Origin of the sequence: Pantoea nemavictus (genome assembly GCF_037479095.1) — a bacterium.
GTDB lineage: Bacteria > Pseudomonadota > Gammaproteobacteria > Enterobacterales > Enterobacteriaceae > Pantoea > Pantoea nemavictus.
Window position 1 is genome coordinate 82,706 of record NZ_JBBGZW010000002.1, and the last position, 21,894, is coordinate 104,599.

The 21,894-nt window shown below is 53.6% G+C and carries 16 protein-coding genes; 10 read left to right on the forward strand and 6 right to left on the reverse strand.

What is annotated here, in order from left to right; translation table 11 throughout:
- Positions 1-100: 100 nt before the first annotated feature.
- The 3 genes from WH298_RS20205 to WH298_RS20215 form a co-directional block, all read right to left on the reverse strand.
- Entirely contained in the window at positions 101-811 is a 711-nt protein-coding gene (locus WH298_RS20205; protein WP_180823802.1) for an SDR family oxidoreductase, read from the reverse strand.
- Positions 812-922: 111 nt separating this feature from the next.
- Positions 923-2,293 carry an amidohydrolase gene (locus tag WH298_RS20210; protein ID WP_180823803.1) on the reverse strand — a complete coding sequence of 457 codons (1,371 nt, stop codon included), beginning with the start codon at positions 2,291-2,293 and terminating at the stop codon, positions 923-925.
- 87 nt (positions 2,294-2,380) lie between these two features.
- Positions 2,381-10,996 (reverse strand): GH36-type glycosyl hydrolase domain-containing protein, encoded by an 8,616-nt coding sequence (locus WH298_RS20215; protein ID WP_180823804.1) that lies wholly within the window; start codon positions 10,994-10,996, stop codon positions 2,381-2,383.
- A 273-nt stretch (positions 10,997-11,269) separates the two neighbouring features.
- On the opposite strand from WH298_RS20215, the gene WH298_RS20220 reads away from it, so the two are divergent.
- Complete coding sequence (locus tag WH298_RS20220) at positions 11,270-11,431, forward strand: YnfU family zinc-binding protein (RefSeq protein WP_162838739.1); 162 nt, start codon at positions 11,270-11,272, stop codon at positions 11,429-11,431.
- Positions 11,432-11,455: 24 nt separating this feature from the next.
- Complete coding sequence (locus tag WH298_RS20225; RefSeq protein WP_235440737.1) at positions 11,456-11,761, forward strand: hypothetical protein; 306 nt, start codon at positions 11,456-11,458, stop codon at positions 11,759-11,761.
- Positions 11,762-11,775: 14 nt separating this feature from the next.
- Here the strand turns inward: WH298_RS20225 and WH298_RS20230 are convergent, their stop codons facing one another.
- Complete coding sequence (locus WH298_RS20230; RefSeq protein WP_009128033.1) at positions 11,776-12,048, reverse strand: hypothetical protein; 273 nt, start codon at positions 12,046-12,048, stop codon at positions 11,776-11,778.
- Positions 12,049-12,243: 195 nt separating this feature from the next.
- Here WH298_RS20230 and WH298_RS20235 point away from each other — a divergent pair, with 195 nt between their 5' ends.
- From WH298_RS20235 to clcA, 3 genes are all read left to right on the forward strand, one after another.
- Positions 12,244-12,720, forward strand: coding sequence for a YciE/YciF ferroxidase family protein (locus WH298_RS20235; protein WP_009128031.1), 477 nt, complete (start codon positions 12,244-12,246; stop codon positions 12,718-12,720).
- A 296-nt stretch (positions 12,721-13,016) separates the two neighbouring features.
- Positions 13,017-13,439: a hypothetical protein gene (locus WH298_RS20240; RefSeq protein WP_180823805.1), complete on the forward strand. Its 423-nt coding sequence runs from the start codon at positions 13,017-13,019 to the stop codon at positions 13,437-13,439.
- 134 nt (positions 13,440-13,573) lie between these two features.
- Positions 13,574-14,959 carry a H(+)/Cl(-) exchange transporter ClcA gene (gene clcA / locus WH298_RS20245; RefSeq protein WP_180823806.1) on the forward strand — a complete coding sequence of 462 codons (1,386 nt, stop codon included), beginning with the start codon at positions 13,574-13,576 and terminating at the stop codon, positions 14,957-14,959.
- On the opposite strand, the gene ampR is transcribed toward clcA, so the two are convergent.
- Positions 14,956-15,855 (reverse strand): LysR family transcriptional regulator AmpR, encoded by a 900-nt coding sequence (ampR, locus tag WH298_RS20250; RefSeq protein WP_180823807.1) that lies wholly within the window; start codon positions 15,853-15,855, stop codon positions 14,956-14,958. The genes clcA and ampR overlap by 4 nt on opposite strands.
- Before the next feature lie 109 nt (positions 15,856-15,964).
- Between ampR and ampC the strand changes: the two genes are divergently transcribed.
- Positions 15,965-17,104 (forward strand): class C beta-lactamase, encoded by a 1,140-nt coding sequence (gene ampC, locus WH298_RS20255; RefSeq protein WP_191322289.1) that lies wholly within the window; start codon positions 15,965-15,967, stop codon positions 17,102-17,104.
- 38 nt (positions 17,105-17,142) lie between these two features.
- Here the strand turns inward: ampC and WH298_RS20260 are convergent, their stop codons facing one another.
- Complete coding sequence (locus WH298_RS20260; protein ID WP_202883445.1) at positions 17,143-18,093, reverse strand: MurR/RpiR family transcriptional regulator; 951 nt, start codon at positions 18,091-18,093, stop codon at positions 17,143-17,145.
- Positions 18,094-18,385: 292 nt separating this feature from the next.
- On the opposite strand from WH298_RS20260, the gene WH298_RS20265 reads away from it, so the two are divergent.
- Genes WH298_RS20265 through celB form a run of 4 tightly spaced genes read left to right on the forward strand, consistent with a single transcriptional unit; the run spans position 18,386 to position 21,782 of the window.
- Positions 18,386-18,691 (forward strand): PTS sugar transporter subunit IIB, encoded by a 306-nt coding sequence (locus tag WH298_RS20265; protein ID WP_049851631.1) that lies wholly within the window; start codon positions 18,386-18,388, stop codon positions 18,689-18,691.
- Between the two features lie 59 nt (positions 18,692-18,750).
- Positions 18,751-19,092 (forward strand): PTS lactose/cellobiose transporter subunit IIA, encoded by a 342-nt coding sequence (locus WH298_RS20270; protein WP_180823808.1) that lies wholly within the window; start codon positions 18,751-18,753, stop codon positions 19,090-19,092.
- Entirely contained in the window at positions 19,085-20,398 is a 1,314-nt protein-coding gene (locus WH298_RS20275) for a 6-phospho-beta-glucosidase (protein WP_180823809.1), read from the forward strand. The genes WH298_RS20270 and WH298_RS20275 overlap by 8 nt, the downstream gene beginning before the upstream one ends.
- 31 nt (positions 20,399-20,429) lie before the next feature.
- Positions 20,430-21,782: a PTS cellobiose transporter subunit IIC gene (celB, locus tag WH298_RS20280; RefSeq protein WP_049851628.1), complete on the forward strand. Its 1,353-nt coding sequence runs from the start codon at positions 20,430-20,432 to the stop codon at positions 21,780-21,782.
- The last annotated feature ends 112 nt before the right edge of the window (positions 21,783-21,894 follow it).

Sequence of the window (21,894 nt, forward strand, 5' to 3'; positions counted from 1 at the left end):
CAGTTAACCATTCCTTAGTTATCGAGCAGGCTACTTTACCTTTATGCTGGATAATCAGTCACGGTTTGATGCCAAATCCTTCCCTGGATTAAGATCCTAATCACCGTTTCGCTTTATCGCGGCGCGGACGAATAACGATATCGGCAATTTGCGTATCCTCAGGACTGTCGACGATAAATCTGACCGCGCGCGCCACGGATGAGGCGTCGAGATACTCTTGCGGATTGATCGGTGCGTGGTTACCGGCGCGTGCGCGTGAAGCCTGATTCATCGGCGTATCGGTTGGACCGGGCGCAACTGTTGCCACGCGCACGCCATGCTCGCTCTCTTCGCTACGTAGCGCATGCGCCAGCGCTGTGAGGGCAAATTTTGACGCAGAATAGACCACGTGTCCGGCCAGCGCCAATGTGCCCGAACCGGAGTTGATAAACACCACTTTACCCTGAGATGCGCGCAGGGCGGGCAAGGTCACACGCGTGAGTTCAGCCGGTGCAATGACGTTAATATTTAAGTGCTGTTGCCACAGTTCTGGCGTAGCAGAGAAGGTAGTACTGAGAATTGATATGGCAGCCGAATGTACCAACACATCGACCCGCTCAAGCGTCGCGGCAAAGGCAGCCACGGCGGCAAAATCCGTGATGTCCAGCGTCAGTGGAATCACATTGGTTATCGACTCTAACGCCTGTAACGTTTGCGGATTACGTCCGATGGCATACACCTGATGATCGCTCGCCAGTAGTTTTACGGTTTCCAGACCAATGCCGCTGTTGCCGCCGGTAACAATCGCAACCGGTAATGTTGATGTTGTCATAAGTCCCTCTCTTGTCATTAATTTCAGGCTAAGGAAAACATCCTGTACAGGCAAATGCCTAAATTGACTTTGTTTATCCAGGTGCACCGTTTAGCGCACCTGTCCAGAGATTCACACCTTTGCTAGCGCACCAAACGTCTGCTTGCCGTTATTGAAGGTCGCCATCACCGGTGCGATGTGCGCCACGGCTTCGGCGGAGCAGCTGGCGTTGACTAACATCATCGTCGCCTTGTCTTGCGCTTTCGGCCATTGCCGCTCGCCCTCGCTGTTCAGCGGTAACACTTCGTTGGTGGCGATGCCTAACGCGCGGCTAAGTGAATACTCATCCGGGCCACGATACAGCTGCGAATAAACGTTGGCCTTTTCCAGCATGCTACCGCTGCCAAAAGGCTGCCAGTGATCGGCGATGGTGTCGGTGCCAGACCACACCGGTACGCCTGCCGCACGCAGCTGGGGCAAGGGCATGATTACGCGGCCAATCGGTACCGTGGTGGCGATGCTGAACTGATGCTCCTTCAGTTGCTCAATCATGGCGGCCAGTTCGTTACCCTGTAACGTGCCCAGTGCGAAGGCGTGGCTGAGGGTGACTTTGCCTTTCAGCTGCGGATTTTCCTTAACTGTTTTCAGCATATAGCGGATCGCTGCCACGCCGTGCGGTTCGGTTTCGTGCAGATGAATATCGATCGGTGCCGCAAAATCGAGCGCAATTGAAAACAGGGTATCCAGCGACTTCTCCATCGCGCCGTCAACGTTAGTGGGATCGAGTCCACCGACATAATGTGCGCCCATTTTCATCGCTTCTCGCATCATGCCTTCCACTTTTGAACGTAATAAACCGTGCTGCGGGAAGGCGACAATGTTGGCGTGAAAATCGTCGCGATGATGGGCAATCGCCTGCTGCAAGTGTTCCAGACCTTGTAACTTACTGACCGGGTCGATATTGCAATGACTGCGCGCTGCGCTGCTGCCTTTGGATTGCAACAGACCGATCAGCTTCTCGGCACGGATTTCAGAGGTGGGCACCAGCTCAGGCAAAATCTGCTCTTCCTGATGAATCATATCGATCACGCTGTGACGCGGCAGCGGCGCGCGCCAGCTTTCACCGTAGAACGTTTTATCAAGATGAATATGCATGTCACGCGTGGCGGGCAGCAGCAGATAACCGGCGGCATCCCACGTGGGCAGACTGCGACTGACACCCGCAGCATGAATGGCGGCAATGTTTCCGGCACTCACTTCGATGTCATACAAACCGGTGCGTGTGGCCGTAATTACCTCATTTTTGCGTATAAACGCCTCTTCCAGTCGCACGTTGCGCAGAAGATAGTGGCTGGCATCAATGCGACTGAGATTGACGGTTTGGCAAGTCTCGGCGGCGAGGGCGCCGCTGCTCATGCCGGCACTGAGTAAGGTGCCAGCTGCGGTAAGCTTCATGCCCGCTGATAGAAAATCCCGGCGATTTCCGGGAGATAAGATGCTCATGGCTAATTCTCCTTGTAGGGGAGAATTACCCTAAAATAGCCGCTTAGCGCGTGCTGCACTATTTTCCACTGCTAGCTATGGCAAAAACTAATGAGTCGAGTGATGGTTACCGTCCGAGATAATCCTCACCTGATGGTGTCCGGCTGCGCTGCTCAAGGTGATCTGGTCGGCGGCACAACGCTCATCATCCAGCCACAGTTGGTAATCCCCTGACGCACGCGTGATATCAATTTCATAAACGCCTTCACCCTCGCGATAGATCACTTTTGCGCCCGGCCACGCCGCCGGTAGACGCGGCCGCAGCTGCAGCTTATCGCCATGGCGGGTGATACCCAGCAGGCTCTCGATGATGAGCTGATAGGCCCAGCCCGCAGAGCCGGTGTACCAGGTCCAGCCGCCTCGGCCTTCATGATTCTCGGCGCTGTAGACATCGGCGGCCATCACATAAGGTTCCACCTTGTAGGTTTCTACATCAGCGGCATTCAGGCTGTGATTGATTGGGTTGATCAGCGCCAGCAGCGCCCAGGCGCGGTCGACCTGGCTCATTTCGGCAAATGCCATGATCGCCCACAGCGCGCCGTGAGTGTACTGGCCGCCGTTTTCCCGAATGCCCGGCAGATAACCACGGATGTAGCCAGGATTGGGGCCAACGCCGTTAAATGGCGGCGTCAGCAGCCTAATCAATCCGTTATCGCTATCGACCAGTTGACGATCGAGCGCCTGCATCGCCGAGGCAGATTTGGCTTGATCGCCCGCGCCCGACAGCACTGACCAGCTCTGGGCGATGGCATCGATACGGCACTCGGCGTTGCTGTGCGACCCCAGCGTTTCACCGCTGTCGAAGTAGCCGCGCAGAAACCATTCGCCATCCCACGCAACCTGGTTGAGCGCGGTTTTTAACTCATCGGCCTGGCGCTGACACAGGCTGGCGGTTTCGGTTTTCCCAAGGCGTTCTGAGAGTGCAGCAAAGCGGGTAAGCACGGTGTAGAGGAAAAAGCCCAGCCAGACACTTTCGCCTTTGCCAGCGATGCCGACCGCGCTCATACCGTCATTCCAGTCGCCAGATCCCATCAGCGGCAGCCCATGCTCACCAAAATTCAGGCCATGCTTGATGGCGCGTAACGCATGATCCCACAGGTTTTCACTCTGTTGGCTGATGTTCGGCAGGCTATACACCGATTCCTCCTCAGCAGGCAGAGGTGGCGCTTCGAGATAGGCAACCTGCAGTTCGAGTAGCGCCAGATCGTCCGTGGCGCTGATGTAATGACAAAGCGCAAAGGGGAGCCAGAGGTAATCATCCGAACAGCGCGTTATGACACCGCGTCCTGAAGGTGGATGCCACCAATGCTGCACATCGCCTTCAATAAACTGTCGCGAGGCACACAACAGCAATTGATCGCGCAGCAGCTGCGGTGCGGCATGGGTGAGAGACAGCGTATCCTGCAACTGATCGCGAAAGCCGAAGGCGCCACCCGACTGATAATAGCCGCTGCGTGCCAGTAATCGGCTGGCCAGGGTTTGATACAGCAACCAACGATTCGCCAGCAAATTCACCGCGCGATCGGGAGTAAACACTGCCACTTTATCTAACAGGCCGCGCCAATGTCTTTTGACTCTCTCCAGCTCGGCTTCCGCGCGATCGGTCGGCAGGAACTGCTGCATTAGCGCCAAAGCCGATCCGCTATCTTCTGCCGCGCCTAAAACAAAGACGAAGGTGCGCGTATCGCCATCAATGAGCGTGGTCAGCGTCTGCAGGCTGGCGCAGGGATCCAGGCCTGCACCGGTATTACCCGAAAGTCCGCGCGCTTGCATCATCGCCGGGTTACGCGTCGAGCCATTACGGCCGAGGCATTCAAGACGATTGCCGCTGAAGGCGATTTGATTGCCCGATGCGGCAAAGAACGCAGTGCGAGTCGAGCCAGCACTGACGTAAGGATTCACCGCAAGGATGGTGCTGCCAGACTCAACGTTCGCCGAGGAGGTCTGTACATGGCGTGCAGACTGGCTTACCAGTTCACCTAACACCCATTCAACGTAGCCGGTAATCGACATATAACGGGTTCTGCCGGATAGGTTGCTGAGCTGAATCAGGGTAATTTTCGCCGCATCTTCACCGGCGACAAAGGTGGTGACGCTGCTACAAATGCCTTGCTCCTGGTGCATAAAGCGGCTGTAACCCATGCCGTGCTGGGTTAAATAATCGCCTTTACCGCGTAGCGGTAGCGGCATCGGCGACCAGACATCGCCGCTCTCTTCATCGCGCAGATAAAAGGCTTCGCCCGAGGTATCGCTTACCGGATCGTTATGCCACGGCGTCAGCCGATACTCATGCGCATTTTCATACCAGCTGTAAGCCTGGCCACTTTCAGAGATCACGCTGCCAAACTGCTTGTTGGCCAGAACGTTACACCAGGGAGCAGGCGTCTGATGCTCCTCAGGCAACAAAATATGATACTCGCTGCCATCCGCGTTATAGCCGCCGGTGCCGTTAAACAGCTGCAGGGTGTCAGGCAGCGTGAGGCTGACGGGCGCAGGCGCGGCATGTTTAGCGGGCAGGAAGTGAGCGGATGGCGGCGTGGGCTGAGGTTTTAATAGCACCGTGAGCTGATCGGCTAAACTGCCGTGACGTCCTTCCAGCACCACGGCCGCCACGCTGAGTAACAGCGTGATGTCCTCAAACACCAGGTGATCGCTTTGGCGGATGAAGATGCCGCCAGGTTTGTCGGTGAGCTGCTGGACATCTCCGCTGGCAATCATCTTAACCAACTGGTTTTGCAGCAGTTGCTGATAGCCTCCTTGCTCACCGTTGAGGATGACTAAATCCACCGTTAGCCCTTTTTGCCGCCAGTATTGATGCGCCTTAATCAAGTTACTTACCAGACTGAGTTGCGTACCGTTTTCAATGCGCACCAGCACAATAGGCAGGTCGCCCGACAGCGAGTGGCGCCACAAGGCGGTCTGGCCCAGACGATTCTGCAGCAAACGTTGACTGTCGCCGCGCATTTCAGGACTGGCAAAAATCACCGCGCTGGCGAGTTGGTTATACAAACTGGCATCTTCAGCGGCAATATTGAGCTGACGCAGCGCCACCTGGCTGTGCGACGCCGCCATTTCAAACACCCGATTGGCGTAGACGTTGTTGCGATACTTCTCAATCAGCGCCAGGCAGGCGGCACGCTGCTCGGTGACGCCATACAGCAGATCGAGCGTGATGGATTTACCGGGCCTGAGCTGAATTTTCTGGCGAATGGAGAGCAGCGGATCAAGCACCGATCCCGCACTGCCGCTGAGGACGCCGCCGGGCGCAACGGCTTGTGGATTGGCGGTGGTATTGCCACGGCCAATAAACTGCGCGCGATCGGTTTCATAGTGGGTGTCGCGCTCGCTCGCGCCATGAATCAGCAGGGCGTGAAACATCCACACCGGCTCGGTTTTGGCTTCGCGCGGACGGCGATGCGTTAGAATCGCCTCAAGCTCGGCAACAATCTCGGTCTGCACGAACAGGTTGCTGAACGCCGGATGCGCCAGATCGCTGGCAGCAGGCGCCAGCACCACTTCGGCATAACTGGTGATATCGATCTCGCGCAGCTGGCGTGAATGGTTGGTCAGAACCAGGCGGCGGATTTCCACATCATCTTCCGGTGATACCACCACATGCAGACGTGCGCTGAGGCTTTCACTGCGCGCCTCAAACTCCGCGCCGGCGTTGGTGAAACGCGCCAGATGCTGCGCCTGTGTAACCCCGCTCGGCTGGAATGTTGGGCTAATTACCTCGCCGGACTGGCGATCGCGGATATAGCAGAAGATACCATGCTGGTTGCAGGTGCCATCCGCGCGCCAGCGGGTTAACGCCAGCCCTTTCCACAGGCTATAGCCGGTGCCGGATTGCGTGACCATCACATGGTAATTGGCGTTCGACAGCAGTTGCAATTGCGGCAGATGCGCGGCCGCACCGCTAAATTCGCGCAGTTCGGGCGCGTCAGAGCGCGGCTTATTATCTGAATTGTCGACAAACTGACGACGCGGCGTATAGAGCTCAATGTCGTCCGGCACTCGCTCTTGCAGCAGTAAGTATGAGGACTGGAAGCGTGCACTCGACATGAAACGCGCCACCATCGGCGCATTGAGTAGCAGATGCGAAATCGCCAGTAATCCCATGCCCTGGTGATGCGCCATGTAGGTTTTAACGGCGACAAATTGCTGACCGCGCGCCAGCCGATGAGCAGTAAAGTCGAGCGCCTCATAAAATCCATACTTACCGCAGGCACCCATTTTTTTCAGCTTCATCAGGTTATCGATGGCCTGAAGCGGCAGCACCATTAACGCCAGCATCGATGCGTAGGGCGCAACGACATGATCATCGCTCAGGCCGCGCTTCAGGCCCAGTTCCGGCGTACCAAACGCTTTGTATTGGTAGTTCTGACTATCATCAAAGGCGGCGTAAGCCGATTCTGACACCCCCCACGGAATCTGCGCGGCTTCGCCAGAGGCGATTTGTTGCTTCACTGCGGATAAGGCCATTTTTTCCAGCAGCGTATCCGGGTACACCGGCATCACCAGATGCGGCATCAGGTACTCGAACATCGATCCGCTCCACGACATCACCGCCGGTTGGTTATCAAGCTGCGTGAATAAACGGCCCAATACGAACCAGCTTTTTACCGGAAGCTGATTGGCTGAGATCGCATAGTAGTGTGTAAGCCGCACTTCGGAGGGGAAAAGATCATAGCTGCCTTTATCGAGCAGGCCGCTGTCGAGGCTATAACCGACGCTGAGCAGCGCGGTGCTCTCAACATAGAGAAAGCGGAAATCCATTTTGGCGTGATCGTCCAGTCGACCTTCCAATTCCAGTAAGGTCGCCATACGTTCCCGCGCCGCCCACATCACCGGAGCCGATTGCTGCGCGTCCAGCTCAGGATAATGCGTACCTAATTCGCTCAGCCACAGAAGTGAAGGCAAGGTGGCAGGCAGCGTATGTTCAGGAGTGATCCAGCTGAAAAACAGCGCCCACTCTTGCTGAAAATCGAGAAGCTGACGGATGAACAATTCAAACCATTTCACCTGCAGCGGCGGCATCTTCATCTGCGCCAGCAAAATTTCACTCAGCGTAATCAGGGCGGAGAGTTGATGAGTGATGGCAGCAGGTGCAGCCTGTTGCAGCACCACAAACTGTTCGGCCACTTCATCCCAGCGGTCATTGCGTTCGGCACCGAGCTGCGTTTTAGCCAGTAACAAGGTGTCGTTTAAGCCAGCCATGATTATCGCCAATGACAGCAGCGGCTGCTGTTTCCACTGCGCCAGTCCAGCCTGCAAGGTTGCCAGATGCGCCGCAAGGTTGCCGCTGTCCACGGTGGAGACGTAGCGCGGCTGCAGCGGTTTAAGCGTGTAGGTGTCATACCAGTTGTAGAGATGCCCCCGAAAATGCTCCATGCGATCAAGACTGTCGAGCGTGGCGAGGGTGCGCGAAATCACCTGTTTCTGCATCACGTAACCAAAATCCCAGGCCGTTAACGTGGCAAGCAGTGACAGGCCAATATTGGTTGGCGACGTGCGGTGCGCCACGGTGGGCTGCAGCACCTCCTGGAAATTATCCGGCGGTAAGTGGTTATGCTCGGCGGTGACGAAATCTTCAAACCACGCCCAGGTATGTCGGGCGCTAGAACGTAAAAACTGCTGCTGCTCAACCGAGAGCTTTTTCTGGCGGGCTTCGGCCGGTTTACTTAAGCGCCATAACAGCCACGGTGTTGCCAGCCAAAGCAGTGCCAGCGGCACGACCAATGCGGTCAATGAGGGGTTAAGCAGGACGGTCAAAAGTGACAGTGCAACGCCGGCCAGCGGATTAATCCACATAGCGCGATAGAAATGACGCAGGGTCGGGACATTTGCGGCACTGCCAGCCGAGGCGCTTTTCCATTCATTCAGAAATTGCCCGCTCACGTTGAGTCGCCACAGCGTGATAATAATCGCTTTCAGCGACCAGTAACTTTCATGCGGTATGGTCGCCAGGGTGAGTCCCGCTCTGCTCAGTCGCGTCAATGCATCGGTGGCGAGGATAGATAAATGATGTTGCCAGGCGCGCTTTTTACTTTTGCGCATGCCCTCAATGCCCAGCGCCAGAATACCAGGTAGTAGCAGGAAGAGGACAATACAACTGAGCCAAAACAGGGGATTAGCTACAGTGGTGAAGCTCAGGCAGATCAGCATCAGCAATGCCGGTGCCACCAGGCTACGTCGCAGGTTATCGAACAATTTCCAGCGCGAAAGCGCGCTGAGCGGATTAGCCTGATGGCCGCCATCTTCAAGACGCACCTGCAGCCGCAACCAGTTAAGTAGCTGCCAGTCACCGCGCACCCAGCGAAAACGGCGCGCGACATCGCTCAAATAGTTGTCAGGGTAATGTTCATACAGCACCACATTGCTGACCACGCCGGATCGCGCATAACAGCCCTCAAGCAGGTCATGACTGAGCACCAGATTTTCCGGGCAGGTATTACGCGTCGCGCGCGAAAACGCTGCCACATCATAGATTCCCTTGCCGACAAACGAGCCTTCGCCAAACAGATCCTGATAGATATCTGATGACATTGAGGAGTAAGCATCATTTCCGGGCACGCTGCTGGAAAGGCGCGCGTAGAGGCCTTGCCCGAACGGTGGAATCTCTTCCGCCAGGCGCGGCTGAAGAATGGCATAACCTTCCACCACGCGGTTTAAGCGCTCATCGAAAACGGGGGCATTCAGCGGGTGCGCCATGATGCCAATTAGCTTGTGGGCGGTTTCACGCGGCAGGATAGTGTCGCTGTCGAGGGTGATGACGTATTTCACCGTGCGCATTTGCGCCTGATTGGCACCGACGATGACGTTAAACATCTCCGCTTCACCCTGCAGCCAGCGATTCAGCGCATGCAGTTTGCCGCGCTTGCGCTCGTATCCCATCCATACGCCCTGCGACGGGTTATGTACCCGATTGCGGTGCAGCAGGGTAAACAGCACATCGTGGTTGGCTTTACTGCTGTAGCGTCGGTTCAGCGCCTCAATTTTCAGCACCGCATAGCCAATGACTTCATCATCCTGCACCTCATGTTCGGCCACGCTGTCGGTGAAATCGGCCAATAGCGCAAACGAAATGTTGTCGAGGGCATTGCCGAGATAGCTGGTTTCCAGCGAGCGTAACAGGGTATCCGTGCCGGTTTTTGTGCTGATCAGACAGGGAATCACCACCAATGTGCGGTCGCCATCGGGCACCGCCTGTTCGAAATTGAGGCGTGGCAAAGGAACCGGATGGCGGGTGCGTGTCGTGACCTCGCTCAGCAGCTGCAGGGCGAGCTGACTGCTGATTAAGATCACCGCTGGCACTAATAAGATCCACAGCACCACAGACATACCGGCGTGATGGGTGACCAGCAGTGTTTCGGCGCTAAAGGCAGTGGTGAGTAGCGTCAGGCTGCCTAACCAGGAGAGAAGCGGCGTCTGACTCAGGTGATGGCGTGCCTGACTCAGCAAGGAACTGCGCGGCTGCAGCTGTTGCTCAAGCTGCGTGCGCCCTTTATCCAGCAAGAAATAACCGATATGTTGCTGGCGCGGCGGCAATCCAGCCTGACGACACAGCGTCAGTGCCTGATTGGCGACGGCAAGCTCATCAAACTGGCTCTGTCGCGCCAACTCCTCTATCACATGGCGATATTGATCGCGGCTGTCAAAGTGCATCTGCGGATAAATCCCCGCCGGATCCTGCACCAACACCTGTTCCACCAGACTCAGCGATTCAACAAAATCCTGCCAGTTGATTTCACCCAGCTGACGGAGTCCGGTAATACTGTTGCTGACGGAAAGCTGGCTCAGCGACAGCTGGCGGTTAAATTGTTCAATCACATCCGCGGTATTACGGCCGGTATTAAGCAGATGTTGTTCAACCCAGGTTAGCGCCAGTGAGTGATTCTGGCCATTGAGCTTGCGCGCCAGTTCAGCGACAAAGGCTCCGGACAACTGCTCATTTTTGTGCGCCATCTCAGCAATTACCTGAATGACGCGGGTGGCATCTTTGGCCGAATGATGAACGATCTCATCAATCCACGCACCCGCCTGGCTTCTTTCCAGATGAATTTCGGCTACGCCCTGGGCAATGCGCGCCAGGTTATCGAGTAATGCAAAGCGCAGCATGGCTGGCAGCGCCCAGAGCTCACCCATTAGCAGCGGGGTAACGCGCTGATAGGCCTGAATAAAGCGTGATAACACCGCCGATTCCAGACGACCGTCGCTGTGGCTGATCATCTCATCAGCAATCGCCTGAATGCGCAGCGTGTGGCTAGGTTCAGTCAACGCGGGCAATCCCTGACCAAATTTGGTCGGCAGTAGTTGGCGCACCATGCGAATCTGCTCTTCGATAATATAGAAATTATCCAACAGCCATTCGCCGGCAGGCGTCAGATTACGCTTATCACCGGTACTTAATATTTCCGCACTTTTTATCAGCGCCTGCTCGTTCTCTGCCAGACGTTGCAATAATTTATAACTTTTCTTCGCTGTAGAGAGGTGATGAGTTTTTGCTAATCGCGCGCCATAATTTTCCATTTGCTGCTCGGAAAAAACATCTGGCCGGTTCGCCTGATAAATGCCGCTTTCATGTAAAAATTCAATACTGGTACGTTCCGTTGCCGGCAGCGTACTACTGTTTATGATCAACCCGGTGGGAAGTTTATTTTTCATAATGGCATCACAAAAAAAATCCAATGGATTATAAAAGCCAACACTATCAACAGGAAATTGACGGCATGAGGGAAGGTGAGGGAAATTAATGATTCTATTGGAAGTATAGCGTTAAATGCATTTAACGTCTGGTTTAAAAAGTAAAACTAAATTTAAAACATTTAACTGAGCGTATTGATGGAGTTGAGTGGTTTTAATCTTAACGTAAAGGGTTTGTCGGCGTGAAAAAAATCTGGTGTGTTAGAATGAGTTATCTGAAAAAGGAAAATAATTATGAGCTGGTTAAACCAATTTTTAGAAACGCTGGGACGCCGCGAGGTAAAAGCGCAATGTCCAGTGTGTAAAAAGTTTTGCTCACAATCCTCAATCAAACAAGCACGCGGTCAGGCAATGTTGTGCCCGCACTGTAAATCGTTATTTATCATGGAAGAATAAATATTATTGCTTCGTCACTTCTGCATGTTAATCGATGAAATGATTCGGCCTGGTATTCAAAATATTGATGAAAAGGTTAAAGCTATGCGCCATATCCTTGAATGGATTGATTTAAATGAACAAGCACCAGGCTATAAGCAGGAGTGTATTGTGCAATTTGAAAGCGGCGAAGTGCAGGGCGGCTGGCTGTATGGCGGCCAGTCGCGTAGCGGTGAGCATATTTTTCTTGAATCGCATGCTGAGTATGAAGTGAGTATGGATGTCGCTTTCTGGATGTCACTGCCACCTGCGCAACCAGAGCAGTTAGCGGCTTTTCCTCCAACGATATGAATATAGTGAAATAATTATTTATCATATTCGATAAATGCACGCTGCGCTTCAGCCTTGTCGACAAATTGAAATGATTGCGGATGTATTAATTTCTCATCACAATACCAAATGTCATTTATACGTTTAAACTTGTCACCCTGATGAAATGATTGATCATTGTCTAAACGCATTACGGCATATTTACCGCTGGTAAAGGCAACTTCATACAAAGAAATTAAACTGAGTGACGATAGAGATCGTTCATGAACGATCTCGCAGCACAGTTCAGGAATGCTACTCTTTTTCATTGTTTCGTCTCCAGATTCGCTTTACCTAAGTCTGGCAATAATTTTAATAATGTGGCGAGTTTATTTTTCAGGCTTCGCTTGTGAATTAACAATTGTTAACCATGATTAAGTCAGGCTTATGTGCCAGCGGGAATGAAGATTATCCCGCACCCACAATTTTATCTGACGATTTAAACGATTATAAAAGGTAATAATATGACGATTAAAACATTACAAGATCTGTTCGTGCATGATTTATCCGATATTTATAGTGCAGAAAAACAGATCACTAAAGCGCTGCCAAAAATGATTCGCGCGGCGACCGACCCCAATCTTGTCGCTGCGTTTAAACAGCATCTGGAAGAGACGCGTGGCCAAATTGAACGTATTGATCAATTGGTTGAGCTTACCGAAGGTGTGCAGATTAAACGCATGAAATGCCATGCGCTGGAAGGATTAGCCGAAGAGGCGCAGGAAATTATTGATGAAGTTGAACAGGGCCCGGTGAGAGATGCTGGCCTGATTGGCGCGGCGCAAAAAGTCGAGCATTACGAAATCGCTACCTACGGGACGTTACGCGCATTAGCGCTGAAACTCGATTATCAGGATGCGGCTAAGTTGCTGGGTGAAACGCTGGAAGAAGAAAAAGCCACCGACGAAAAACTGACGCTGATTGCTGAAGAGCAAGAGTGATTTTAGTGAAAGATAGCTTGCCTTACGCACCTCTGCGTGAGGCTTCTTGCCTTAGATAAAACCCTCGACGCTCCTAACATCGCATGCTGCTAATGACAGCCCTCTCATTGACTCTATCTATGTTCCATCTCCGCTACTTGCGCGATCGTAACGGCATTACTGGGCATATCCTTATTTCACGTGTTAAATAAACTTCCGGTAAAGCCTGATTCAGATCAAGGTATGGCAACAGCGGGTAGCCTACTTTACGCTTCGTAAAGAAATGTCAACCCGGTTGGCACGCAATGACTACGGGAGTGAGAAAAGTGATCAATACAAAATTTTTACGGGGTGCACTGCTGCTGATGGCGATTATTGCAGTTAGCCCGGCACAGGCTATCAGCGCTGCGCATCGTTCTGCCCTTGAACGTTCGGGATGCGACATGCAAACAGAGGCAACCTGGTGCGATATTCACAAAACCAAAGCGCAAAATGAGGCCAATCGTCCTGCTGCTGAGCAGAAAAAAAATACGCAGGAAGCTGAGCGCCCCAAGATCGTTTCCTTTCTGGAATCACGTGTTGTGGCACAACCTAAAGCGCGTGCTTTTGCGGCACTGGTGGAACAGGGTTTCATGCGTGAAAATGATGGCGATTATTTCAAAATTACCGATCGTTCAGCGTGGCACGTGTTGATGACATTCAACGCGGATGGCAAGGTTGCTACCGCAACGCTCAAGTAAGTACCCAAATTCTAATCAGCCAGTTGAAAAATTCGGTTGCGAATTAATGCGTTAATAACTCACTTAATCTCAGTATGCTAATCCTTATTTTCTAAAGCTCAATTCAATTACTGCTGTCGGAACTAAGGATTTACATGCCTGCTAAAGAACACGCCTCCGAGCCCAAAACGTTTTTACGCGCAGGGCGCTTCTTGCTGATGCAGAAACTATTGCGCCGCGATAAAACGCCTGTCGCATTACTGTCATTGGCGGCGCTGGTTGGAATGTTAACCGGGCTGGTGGGGGTTGCCTTTGATAAAGCGGTCAATTATGTGGTGCAGATGCGATTGAGCTTGCTTGATGGCCTGAGCGGCAGTCCGATTCTTACCTTTATCGGCGCTTTTCTGTTATCAGCAATACTTGGTGGAATAGGATATTTTCTGGTGAGACGTTATGCGCCTGAAGCCGGTGGCTCAGGAATACCAGAAATTGAAGGCGCGCTGGAAGAGCTTCGTCCGGTGCGCTGGTGGCGAGTGCTGCCGGTTAAATTCTTTGGTGGGATGGGCGCATTAGGTTCTGGCATGGTATTGGGGCGAGAAGGACCAACGGTACAACTGGGCGGTAATATCGGCGGCATGTGTGTCGATCTCTTCCGCGTTCGCTCGTCTGAGTCGCGGCATACATTGCTGGCAACCGGTGCCGCCGCGGGTTTATCAGCGGCTTTCAATGCGCCTTTGGCCGGGATTCTTTTCATCATCGAAGAGATGCGACCACAGTTTCGTTATAGCCTGATTTCAATCAAAGCGGTGTTTGTCGGCGTTATCGTATCCAGTGTTGTCTTTCGTATCTGTAATGGCAATGAAGTAATCATCAATATCGGTCAGTTACGGGATGCCCCAACCAATACGCTTTGGCTCTATCTGGTGTTAGGCGCGTTGTTTGGTGGTGTTGGCGTGGCTTTCAATCGCGCCATTTTTCTCGCGCAAGACCAATTTCAGCGATTACATAAAGGGCGCATTGCATCGTGGGTAATGTGGGGGAGCTTGCTAGCCGGCTTCTGTGGTTTAATTGGCCTCGTGCTGCCGCAAGCGATTAACGGTGGGGTTACATTTATTCCGGAATTCTCCAGCGGCAGTTACAGTGCGCTGGCACTGTTTGTTGTTTTTGCTCTGCGTACGCTAATCACGATTTGCTGCTTCTCCTCCGGGGCTCCCGGCGGCATTTTTGCACCGATGCTGACATTGGGCACCTTATTAGGCACCTGCTACGGGCAATTATGTATGCAGTGGTTGCCTGGCTTGCAGTTGGAACCGGCAACGTTTGCCGTGGCCGGTATGGGCGCACTGTTTGCCGCTTCGGTTCGCGCTCCGCTAACCGGTATTGTGCTGGTGCTTGAGATGACCAATAACTATCAGCTGATTTTGCCGATGATCATTACCTGTCTGGGGGCAACATTAGCCGCCCAATTTTTTGGCGGTAAACCGCTCTATTCCTCATTACTCGCCCGCACGCTGGCGAAGACAAAGCAGGTTGAAGGTTAAGCTTTGTAAATGCTTTGTTTATGCTGACCAAACTGTTCGCCCAGCCAGACTGAAAACGCCGTCATGGCGGCGCTTTCGCTGCGCGACTGCAATCGCGTAAGCCAATAGCTTCCCAGATTGATCTCCGCATTAAAGGGGCGCACCAGCCGTCCGGTTTGCAGCAAGTGACTGAAGATGTTCACCGGCGCTAACGCTACGCCGGCTTCCTGCATCGCCGCTTCAATCATGGTTAACGACGAATCAAAAATCATCACTGGATGAGCGGGAGAAGGCGGATGCTCGTTGATGCTTTGCAACCATTGGCTCCACTCATCACGGCGAAAAGATCGCAGCAGGGTGAATTTGTGCACATCAGCAGGTTGCTGCAACTGCCGGGCGATGGACGGGCTACACAACGGTGACAACGGGGCGGGGCAAATACACTTAGCCTCGGTGCTGTGCCACGCCCCGCTGCCAAAGCGAATGGTGTAATCGTGACCTTCTGCTGCTGGATCGACGCGATTGTTATGGGTAGAGAGCTGCAGCTCAATATGTGGATGCCGTTGATTGAAGTCATTCAGGCGCGGCAGCAGTAAACCCGTGGCGAAGCTGCCCACTACGCCAACCTTTAATTTTTCACGCATTCTACCCGCTGAAAAGCGATCCAGCGTATCGGCAATGCGATCGAAAGAGTCATTCAACACCGGCAGCAAACTCTCACCTTGCGGCGTCAGCATCAAGCCGCGTGAAACCCGGACAAACAGCGGGCAGCCGAGCTGCTGCTCCAGTGATTTTACCTGCTGGCTCACCGCCGCATGGGTAACGTGCAGTTCAATCGCAGCGTTAGTAAAACTTAGATGACGTGCGGCGGCTTCAAAGGCTCTCAGCGCATTAAGTGGGATATAAGGGCGAGTCACGGCTTTACCTGTAAGATTTTCTTTTATCTGCCACTAAAATTAACCGTTTGTTGCCCGCTGTCAAATTGGGCAAACTGCAGGCGAAATAACCACCCGGAAGACTAATAATATGAAATTGATTTCTCGCACCCTGCTAGCGTCGCTGCTGGCATCAGTTAGCGCAATCAGCATGGCCGCCCAACCTGAGGTTGAAGCCAGCGTGAGCCAGATCATCAAACCCCTGATGCAACAGCAAGCGATTCCCGGCATGGCCGTAGCGGTGATAGTGAAAGGCCAGCCTTACTTTTTCACCTGGGGCCTGGCGGATACACAACACCCGCTTCCGGTTACGGCAGACACGCTGTTTGAACTCGGATCGGTAAGTAAAACCTTCACCGGTGTCTTGGGCGGCGTGGCCGTAACCAAAGGCGAAATTAAGCTTAGCGATGCTGCTAACACATACTGGCCGGCACTTAATGCACCGCAGTGGCGTCCTATCACGCTATTGCAACTGGCGACCTATACCGCAGGCGGCCTGCCGTTACAGGTTCCCGATGCGGTCACTAACGAAGATAAGTTGGTGAATTTCTATCAACAGTGGCAGCCGCAATGGCAGCCCGGCGCCACCCGACAATATGCCAATAGCAGCATCGGTCTGTTTGGTTTACTGGCGGTGAAACCCAGCGGGCTGTCATTTGAACAGGCGATGCAACAACGCGTGTTGACGCCGCTGAAGCTCGATCACACTTTTATCAACGTGCCGCAAAAAGAGCAAAAACGGTATGCATGGGGCTATCGCGACGGCAAGCCGGTGCGCGTTTCGCCTGGCATGCTGGACGCCGAAGCCTATGGCGTAAAATCGTCGATAAAAGATATGGCGCGCTGGATGCAGGCCAATATGGATCCGCAGCAGGTTGAGGACAAAACTTTGCAGCAGGCTCTCGAGTTAGCGCAAACGCGTTTTTACCGCACCGCGGCTCTCTATCAGGGATTGGGCTGGGAAATGCTGGATTGGCCTGGCCAGGCAGCAATGACGGAGAAGGGCGCAGACAATAAGGTAGCGCTCGGCGCGCAGCCGGTATTAGATGCCAGGCCACATCCACGCGTGAACGCATCATGGGTACACAAGACCGGCGCCACTGGCGGCTTCGGCGCTTATGTCGCCTTTATCCCAGAGAAGCAGTTAGGTATCGTCATGCTGGCCAATAAAAATTACCCGAACACCGAGCGGGTAAAAGCCGCGATGCAGATTTTAACGGCGTTGCAGTAAGCGTGAAGGGGGCGAATTATCGCCTCTTTTTTTACCAACTACAGAATGTCTTGCAGTCCAGCTTCCAGCCGATCCAGCGCAAATAAAATACCGTAGCGACGCGCATTTTCCGCAGCGGGCAGCGGTAGCCAGATATCAGCCTGACTAGCGAGATCCAGCGATGCTGAACAGAGCGCAATCACCGTTGTTTTTTGAATATGCGCATGGTGTACCGCACTGAGCATGTGGCTGTTTACGGCGGCAGGCGCGAGAATCAGCAGGAGGTCATCCGGCTGCAAACGACTCAGCGTCATGCTGAGCAGATTGTCATCCTGAATCCAGGCAATGGCCAATCCGGCCTGATGCAGTCGCTGATGAACTTCAGCCACCAGCGGCGTTTGTGGCCCCGATGCACCAATCAGTAATACGCTTCTGGCCCGGCGCAACGTATCCGCCGCACGCTGCCAGGTGGTGGTGTCTGCCAGCGCGTATTGCTGCATCAGTGCCTGATTGATTGCCTCAAGTGGTGCAATGGCCTGGGTGCTACGTAACTGCGAAGCCTGTGCCAATCGCATGCGTAAATCGCGGATATCTTCGCAACCCAGTGAACGAGCAAAGCGGGTGATGGTGGCGGCGCTCACCTCGGCGCGTGTGGCGAGCTGCTCGATGGTGGCTGAAGCCGCAAACGCCGTGTCGCCCAAAATCGTTTCGGCGACGCGCTTCTCCTGCTGACTGAGCGAGGCATGCCGCTGACGGATGACGGCAATAAATTCACTGTCCTGCTGCTGGCTCGCTTTAAGCACCTGATGCAAAAAATCATCGAGATCGCGACAACCCGCCGACGCCGCAAAGCGACGCAGCACTTCCTGGCTGACGCCCGCCTGTGCGGCAAGGTCATCCATGGTGACGTGCGCACTGGCTTTAAGGTTTGCCAGAATAAAACGCGCCAGTTTCGATTCCGGCGCATCCGCGCGCTCCGACTGCTGCCGCAACTGCCAGACAATATCCATCAGATCATCACTCCCTCAATAGCGAATGCCCATCATGCATGAAATTATTTTTCATGTTGAGGTTTTTTTCATCTTTCTGGAAGGCTATTAAGCAACTAATCGGTATTTAGACAGTTAAATTACGGTTAAGATCACACTGATGAAAAATATTTTCATGTCATTTTTAAGGGTTAACCAATTGAATATTAATGCTTAAAATCTTTTTCATTAGAAAATCCTCTGCCTCCAACCACTTTACAGCCTCTCTGAGACAGGTCTTAAATGCCCATGACGAATAATCGGAGGAGAAGTTATGCGCATCGTACTTTGCTGTGCTGCAGGTATGTCGACCAGCATGCTGGTTAATAAAATGCAGAGCGCCGCGCTAGGACGCGGGCTGAAAATTGATATCAAAGCGGTACCGGTAGCGGAGTTTGAACGTATTCTGCCGGATGCCGACGTAGTTTTGCTGGGCCCGCAGGTCCAGTTTGAAGCGCCCAGACTTAGCGCTATCGCCGCACCGCTGGGCAAATCTGTTGCCGTCATCGACATGATGGATTACGGCATGATGCGTGGTGAGCAGGTGCTCGATAAAGCGCTGGCGTTACACGCCTCCTAACCTTCCGTTTTACCCAATCCGACTGATATGACACGGCCCAGTGCTGTGGGGGATTTTGCATGTCTGAAACCGTGGCAATCGAGTTTGAAGAAGAAATTATGCTGCTGTTGGTGCATGCCGGTGCGGCGCGCAGCGCAGCAATCAGCGCGCTGCGTCTGGCGCGGGAAGGGTTGTTCAGCGAAGCACAGCAGCAGCTGGCGGCAGCGAACGCGAGCATCAGCGCTGCGCATCAGCAGCAAACCGCGTTGATAAGTCTGGATGAAGGCAGCGGCAAACTGCCGGTAACCCTGATCCTGGTGCATGCCCAGGATCATCTGATGAACGCCATGTTGATACAGGATCTGGCGGGCGAAATCATTGAACTCTACCGCCGCACTGCGGCAGGAGGAATAGATGCTTAAGATGGCAATTATTGGTGGTGGCAGCAGCTATTCACCGGAGCTGGTAGAAGGGATTATCAATCGTTATGCGCAATTGCCGGTCACCGAACTGGCGCTGGTGGATGTGGAGCAGGGGCGTGAAAAGGTTGAGATTATTGCCGATCTCACGCGCCGCATGCTGCAGCAAAACGGACTGGAACAGGTAAAAGTCAGCGTGCATTTTGCACTGGATGAGGCGATACGTGGCGCCAGTTTTGTCCTGACGCAGCTGCGCGTTGGCCAGTTAGCCGCGCGCGCTGCGGATGAGCGGCTGGGACTAAAATATGGTCGCCTCGGGCAGGAAACCACCGGCGTTGGGGGTTTTGCGAAAGCGCTGCGCACCATTCCGGTGATGCTCAACATTGCGCGCAAAGTCGAAGCGCTGGCGCCTGACGCTTTTATTATCAACTTCACCAATCCGGCAGGCATCGTTACCGAAGCGGTATCGCGCTATAGCAAGGCGAAGATCCTTGGCCTGTGTAACGTGCCGGTCAACATGCATCACATGATTGCCGACATGCTCGACGCGCCTTGGGATGATGTGCAGCTGCGCTTTGCTGGGCTGAATCATCTGGTGTGGGTACATCAGGTGACGTGTCGCGGTGAGGATGTTACCGCCCAGGTGATTGAGCAGCTGTGCGACGGCCAATCGCTAACCATGAATAACATCAAAGATATGCCGTGGTCACCGCAGTTCCTGCGAGCCCTCAAGGCCATTCCGTGCCCGTATCATCGTTACTACTGGCAAACACCGCAGATGCTGGCGGAGGAGCAGGAGAAAGCGCAAAACACGCATGAAGGCACGCGCGCTGAGCAGGTGATGAAAGTGGAAGCCGAGCTGTTTGCCCTGTATGCCGACCCGCAGCTGGCGCATAAACCGGAGCAACTCAGTTTCCGTGGCGGTGCATATTACTCGGAAGTGGCGGTCGAACTGATCAGCGCCATTCACAACAACAGCGGCAAAAATTTGGTAGTGAACTGCCGTAATGCGGGCGCGATTCATGGTTTGCCAGAGGATGCGGTGGTGGAAGTCAATTGCCTGGTGGATGCTCAGGGCGCTCATCCGCTGGTATTTGGTGAACTGCCACCGCTGTTGAATGGCCTGACGCAACAAATCAAATCCTTTGAGCGCTTAACCATTGAAGCGGCGGTGCATGGCGATCAACAGCAGGCGCTGCTGGCGCTGGTTGGCAACCCGTTGGTCGGTGATGTCACCACGGCCGAGGCGTTGCTGGAAGAAGTGCTCACCCTGAATCAGCCGTGGCTCCCGCAGTTCGCCACGCCATAGTCCGTTGCGCCATTGAGCCAGAGGTATACCTATGTCTAACCATACTTTTATAGACCGTTATGTCTTGCCCGCCGCGCTGAAAGTTGCCGGTCAGAAGCATGTGCTCTCCGTGCGTGACGGCATCATTCTTAATATGCCGTTTATGCTAATTGGCAGTTTCTTCCTGATCTTCGCCTATTTGCCGATTCCGGCATGGGGCCATTTGATGGCGGATCTGTTTGGCGACACGTGGCGCAACAAACTGCTGTATCCGGTGCGCGCCACCTACGACATCATGGCGCTAATCTCCAGCTTCGGTATTGCCTATCGCCTGGCGGAGAAATACCGCACCCTCGATCCGCTGACCAGCGGGGCGATGGCCTTAGTAGCATTTGTGATGACCATTCCGCAGCAAACGCTGTTCGCTCCCGTTGAAGGTGCGCCCACGCAGTTGGTGACGGGCGTGCTGCCAATTTCGTTGATTGGCAGCCAGGGATTGTTTGTGGCAATTGTGATTGCGCTGCTTTCAACCGAAATTTACCGCTTTGTGCATGGCCGTAATCTGGTGATTAAGATGCCAGAAGGCGTGCCGCCCGCGGTAGCGAAATCCTTCCTCGCGCTGGTGCCTGGTTTCTGCGTGCTGGCGGTGGTGCTGGTGATTCGTCTGGTGGTGGAGGCATCGCCGTTTGGCGATATCAACAATCTGATTGCCACCGTCATTGGTTTGCCGATGCATCACGTCGGCGGTACGCTGCCTGGAATGATTTTCTCAGTACTGCTAATTGGTATTCTGTGGACGTTGGGATTGCACGGCGATGCCATTGTGCTGGTGTTTATTCAGCCGGTTTGGTTGTCTAACATGAGTGAAAATCTTGAGGCGTTTCAACACAACCAACCGATCCCACACATCTTCACTCAGCAATTTTATGATTTATGGATTGCACCGGGCGGTACCGGTGCGTTGCTGGGGCTGGTAATTTTTATGCTGATCCGCGCACGCAGTCGTCAGATGAAGCAACTGGGTAAGATTGCCGCACCAGCCGCGTTGTTCAATATTAGCGAACCTCTGGTGTTCGGTATTCCGCTGGTGATGAACCCGTATCTGTTCCTGCCCTTTATTTTGACGCCGGTGGTGTTAGTCATTGTCTCCTGGGCCGCGATGAGCAGCGGTTTAGTTGCGCCTCCCGCCGGTATTGCGCTGCCATTTACCACGCCGATTTTCGTTAGCGGGTATCTGGCAACCGGCGGGCATATTTCCGGCACCGTGCTGCAGGTGGTCAATCTAACGATTTCGCTGGTGATCTACTACCCATTCTTCCGTGTATGGGATCGCCTGAAGTTCCGCGAAGAGAAAGAGAGTCAGCAATTAAGCGAGACGGTCGCGGGAGATACGGTAACACCATAAAGGGTATTGCAGAGGCGCAGTAATTCGCGCTTCTGCAATTTAATGGTGGAGAACGGGCTTAACTCCAAAGGAGTAATAATCATTATTTGTGACTAATTTACAATTCTCTTTG

Bases quoted from the DNA above. Each gene is read 5' to 3' on its own strand.
- WH298_RS20205 (WP_180823802.1), bottom strand. From the start codon at position 811: ATGACAACATCAACATTACCGGTTGCGATTGTTACCGGCGGCAACAGC.
- WH298_RS20210 (WP_180823803.1), bottom strand. From the start codon at position 2,293: ATGAGCATCTTATCTCCCGGAAATCGCCGGGATTTTCTATCAGCGGGC.
- WH298_RS20215 (WP_180823804.1), bottom strand. From the start codon at position 10,996: ATGAAAAATAAACTTCCCACCGGGTTGATCATAAACAGTAGTACGCTG.
- WH298_RS20220 (WP_162838739.1), top strand. From the start codon at position 11,270: ATGAGCTGGTTAAACCAATTTTTAGAAACGCTGGGACGCCGCGAGGTA.
- WH298_RS20225 (WP_235440737.1), top strand. From the start codon at position 11,456: ATGTTAATCGATGAAATGATTCGGCCTGGTATTCAAAATATTGATGAA.
- WH298_RS20230 (WP_009128033.1), bottom strand. From the start codon at position 12,048: ATGAAAAAGAGTAGCATTCCTGAACTGTGCTGCGAGATCGTTCATGAA.
- WH298_RS20235 (WP_009128031.1), top strand. From the start codon at position 12,244: ATGACGATTAAAACATTACAAGATCTGTTCGTGCATGATTTATCCGAT.
- clcA (WP_180823806.1), top strand. From the start codon at position 13,574: ATGCCTGCTAAAGAACACGCCTCCGAGCCCAAAACGTTTTTACGCGCA.
- ampC (WP_191322289.1), top strand. From the start codon at position 15,965: ATGAAATTGATTTCTCGCACCCTGCTAGCGTCGCTGCTGGCATCAGTT.
- WH298_RS20260 (WP_202883445.1), bottom strand. From the start codon at position 18,093: ATGGATATTGTCTGGCAGTTGCGGCAGCAGTCGGAGCGCGCGGATGCG.
- WH298_RS20265 (WP_049851631.1), top strand. From the start codon at position 18,386: ATGCGCATCGTACTTTGCTGTGCTGCAGGTATGTCGACCAGCATGCTG.
- WH298_RS20270 (WP_180823808.1), top strand. From the start codon at position 18,751: ATGTCTGAAACCGTGGCAATCGAGTTTGAAGAAGAAATTATGCTGCTG.
- WH298_RS20275 (WP_180823809.1), top strand. From the start codon at position 19,085: ATGCTTAAGATGGCAATTATTGGTGGTGGCAGCAGCTATTCACCGGAG.
- celB (WP_049851628.1), top strand. From the start codon at position 20,430: ATGTCTAACCATACTTTTATAGACCGTTATGTCTTGCCCGCCGCGCTG.